The organism is Yoonia sp., from assembly GCF_014859355.1.
Lineage (GTDB): Bacteria > Pseudomonadota > Alphaproteobacteria > Rhodobacterales > Rhodobacteraceae > Yoonia.
Genome location: NZ_JACUUJ010000084.1, coordinates 1 through 3,520, shown reverse-complemented (window position 1 = coordinate 3,520; position 3,520 = coordinate 1). Strand labels below are relative to the sequence as shown.

Genomic DNA, 3,520 nt, shown 5'->3' with positions numbered 1-3,520 from the left:
ATCGGGCCGCAGCCCGACAGAGACCAGCGCCTCGTCCACCCGCCGGGTCAATTCGCCCCGTGTCAGTTTTTCGTTCACCACCAGCGTTTCCGCCACGATATCGAAAACCCGCATCCGCGGGCTAAGCGACGCCCAGGGGTCCTGGAATACCGCCTGCACCTTGGTGCGGAAACGGCGCAGGCCCGGGCCTGACAGCGTGTTGATATCTTCGCCATCCACAAGGATCTGCCCCGATGTCGGTTCCAGCAGGCGCAGCAGCATCCGCGCCAGCGTGGTCTTGCCGCAACCGGATTCGCCCACCAGCGCCAATGTCTTGCCGCGTTCCAAGGTCAGGCTCATATCTTCGACCGCGCGCACGATGGCTGTCTTGCGCGACAAAAGCCCGCCCGTGGGCACCGCGAAATGGCGGGTGACGTTTTTCAGTTCGACGACGGGGACGGTCATGCCAGTTCTCCACTTTTCCAGCAGGCGGCAAAGTGATCGGGGGCCTTGCTGCGCCCGGCAACCGTGGGCGGCGCAACCGTGCGGCAGCGTTCGTCCGCCAGCGGGCAGCGCGGCGCAAAGCTGCACCCCTGGCCGATTTCATGCAGGGCGGGCGGATTTCCCTCGATCGCATAAAGCCGGTCCACCTTGCGATCCACATGCGGCACGGAATGCAGCAGCGCGACCGTATAGGGGTGCGATGGCGCATCAAAGACGTCATCGACGGTGCCCTCTTCCACGATCCGGCCCGCATACATGACCACCAGCCGGTGACACAGCCGCGCGACGATGCCCAGATCATGCGTGATAAACACAATCGCGGTGCCGGTTTCCTGCTGGATCTGTTCCAGAAGTTCCAGATATTGCAACTGGATCGTCACATCGAGCGCGGTTGTCGGTTCATCCGCGATGATGACCTTGGGCGCGCCCGCAATCGAAATCGCCCCCACCACGCGCTGTTTCATGCCACCGCTCATCTGGTGGGGAAAGGCATGCACCCGGCGTTCGGCATCCGCGACATTGACCTTTTTCAACAGGTCAATGGCCTTTTGCAGCAAGCCGCCGCGTTGCTGGTTGATCTGCAATGCCTCGATCACCTGATTGCCGACAGTATAGACCGGGTTCAGCGATGTGTGCGGGTCTTGCAGGATCATGCCAATCTCGCGGCCGCGAATGCGGGTCATCTCGGTTTCTGACAGGGGCACGAGATCGCGCCCGTTCAGATGAATGGAGCCGCTGGCGATCCGCCCGATGGGGCGGGGCAGCACGCGCATGATCGACAGCGCGGTCATGGATTTGCCGGAGCCGGATTCGCCCACGATGCCCAGTGTTTCGCCCTTGTTCACGCTGAAGGACACGCCGCGCACCACCTCGATGGCGCCGCTGCTGAGCGCAAGTTCGGTGCGCAGGTTTTCGACGCGCAGGATGGGATCTGTCTGGGTCATGTCGCGCACCTCATGCCTGCCGCAATTTCGGATCAAGCCAGTCGCGCAGCCAGTCCCCGATCAGGTTGACCGACAGCACGGTCAGCAGGATGGCAAGGCCCGGAAACAGCGAGATCCACCAGTTTGACACGATCAACTGCCGCCCGTCCGCGACCAGCAGGCCCCAGGCTGGTGCAGGGCGCGGAATGCCGATGCCAAGAAAGGACAGCGTTGCCTCAAGGATGATGACCACCCCGATCTGCAAGGTCGCCAGCACGATGATCGTGTTCATGATATTGGGCAGGATATAGCGCAGCACGATGCGCGGACCCGATGCGCCTGCCACCCGCGCACGCGCCACGAAATCACGTTCGCGCAGCGACAGGGCTTCAGCGCGCACCTGCCGCGCGAAAAACCCCCAGATGACAAAGACCACCACCAGCACCACCAGCCCCAGGCTTGGGCCGGAAATTGCCGCCAGCGCCAGCGCCAGAAGGATCGAAGGCAGCGCGAAAGTGATATCCACCAGCCGCATGATGACCACATCAACCCAGCCGCGCAGATAGCCGGAAATCAACCCCAGCGCCGTGCCAAGGATGGCCCCGATGGCAATGCCGACCATCGAAATCCCCAGCGCATATTTCGCGCCATGCAGGATGCGGCTGAACATGCAGCGGCCCAGACGGTCGGTACCCAGCGGATACTCCCACGTGCCGCCAAAGCCCACGGGCGGTTGCAGCCGTGCGCGCAGGTTGCTGATATAAGGATCGTGCGGCGCGATCCATTGCGCGAAAAACGCGGGGATGATCAGCACCAGCAACAGCAGGGCAATCGGAACAAGCGGCAAGCGGCGCATCATGGGCTTCCTGTTTTCAGGTGTTGCGGATGCGCGGGTCGATCAGCGCATAAAGGATATCGACAATCAGGTTTGCCAGCAAAAACAGCAGGGCAAAGAACAAGACCACAGTCTGCACCACGGGAAAATCGCGCCCCTGAATGGCGGTGATCGCCAGCCAGCCCGTGCCGGGCCAGTTGAACACGGTTTCGATCACCACCGATCCGGTCAGCAGTGATCCGGCCAGCACGCCAAAATAGGTTACCGGCACGATGGCGGCATTGCGAAAGGCATGTTTCCAGATCACGCTGCGTTCCCGCACGCCCTTGACGCGGGCCAGTTTGATATATTCCGCATCCAGCACTTCCAGCATTGCCGAGCGCGTCAGCCGCGTCAGCGCCGCCACCTGAAACCATGCCATCGCAATGGCCGGTAAGATCATATGCGACAGGCCACCATACCCCGAGGTCGGAAACCAGCCCAGGATCACCGCGAAAATCCACATCAGGACCAGCCCCAGCCAGAAGGCCGGCAGCGATTGGCCCAAAAGCGCGATCACCGTAGCGACCGCATCCAGCGCGGTGTTCTTGTAGACAGCGGCCATGACCCCCAGCGGCAGGGCCACGACAATCGAAATCAACAATGCCAGCCCGCCCAGTTGCAGCGTGGCGGGCAGGCGTTGCCAGACCACTTCGGCGGCGGTCTGGCCTTTCCATTTCAGGCTGTCGCCGAAATCGCCCACGGCGGCGTTTTGCAAAAAGGTCAGATATTGCACCCAGATCGGCCGGTCGAGGCCCAGATGCCGCGTCACCTGTTCGATCTGTGCAGGCGTTGCGTCATCGGGCAGCAGCGCATCCAGCGGGTTGCCCGACAGATGGCTGAGGCTGAACACGATAAGCGTGATCACCAAAAGTGAAATCAGGGCGTAAAGCGTGCGCTTGAGCAGAAAGGTCAGCATGGCGGGATATGGCCTATCGTGGGAAAGACGCGGCAAGAAGGCCGAACCCAAAGAAAAGGCCCGGCCTTGTGCTTTCAGACGCCAAACAACTTATTTTGGCGCGATCAGGTTGAAATGGCTGATCCCTGCGGACGTGACGCCGGGGAATGTCCAGCCCGCCACGGTTTCAGGATTGACCGTGATTTCAGCCGAAAGGCTGGCCAGCGGTGCGACGGCATATTGTTCGAACGCCTGCTGGAAAATCCGGCCTGCCAGATCGTTACGCTCTTCGGGGTTGGTCGAGGCGCGATAGGCTTCGTTCAGCTCTTCGATCACCGGGTC

Annotated in this window: 4 protein-coding genes and 1 pseudogene; all 5 read right to left on the bottom strand. The window is 61.7% G+C overall.

The window, feature by feature from the left end:
* Window positions 1–444, bottom strand: a 444-nt coding sequence (locus IBX59_RS14945) for an ATP-binding cassette domain-containing protein (protein ID WP_296376985.1), incomplete at its 3' end; no start/stop codon positions are given.
* Window positions 441–1,427: an ABC transporter ATP-binding protein gene (locus IBX59_RS14940; RefSeq protein WP_296376983.1), complete on the bottom strand. Its 987-nt coding sequence runs from the start codon at window positions 1,425–1,427 to the stop codon at window positions 441–443. The genes IBX59_RS14945 and IBX59_RS14940, both read right to left, overlap by 4 nt.
* A 10-nt stretch (window positions 1,428–1,437) precedes the next feature.
* Window positions 1,438–2,262, bottom strand: coding sequence for an ABC transporter permease (locus IBX59_RS14935; RefSeq protein ID WP_296376980.1), 825 nt, complete (start codon window positions 2,260–2,262; stop codon window positions 1,438–1,440).
* Between the two features lie 16 nt (window positions 2,263–2,278).
* Window positions 2,279–3,199 carry an ABC transporter permease gene (locus tag IBX59_RS14930; RefSeq protein WP_296376979.1) on the bottom strand — a complete coding sequence of 307 codons (921 nt, stop codon included), beginning with the start codon at window positions 3,197–3,199 and terminating at the stop codon, window positions 2,279–2,281.
* A gap of 90 nt (window positions 3,200–3,289) precedes the next feature.
* Window positions 3,290–3,520 (bottom strand): annotated as a pseudogene (locus IBX59_RS14925) (hypothetical protein); the annotation flags it as partial.

Bases quoted from the DNA above. Each gene is read 5' to 3' on its own strand.
- IBX59_RS14940 (WP_296376983.1), bottom strand. From the start codon at position 1,427: ATGACCCAGACAGATCCCATCCTGCGCGTCGAAAACCTGCGCACCGAA.
- IBX59_RS14935 (WP_296376980.1), bottom strand. From the start codon at position 2,262: ATGCGCCGCTTGCCGCTTGTTCCGATTGCCCTGCTGTTGCTGGTGCTG.
- IBX59_RS14930 (WP_296376979.1), bottom strand. From the start codon at position 3,199: ATGCTGACCTTTCTGCTCAAGCGCACGCTTTACGCCCTGATTTCACTT.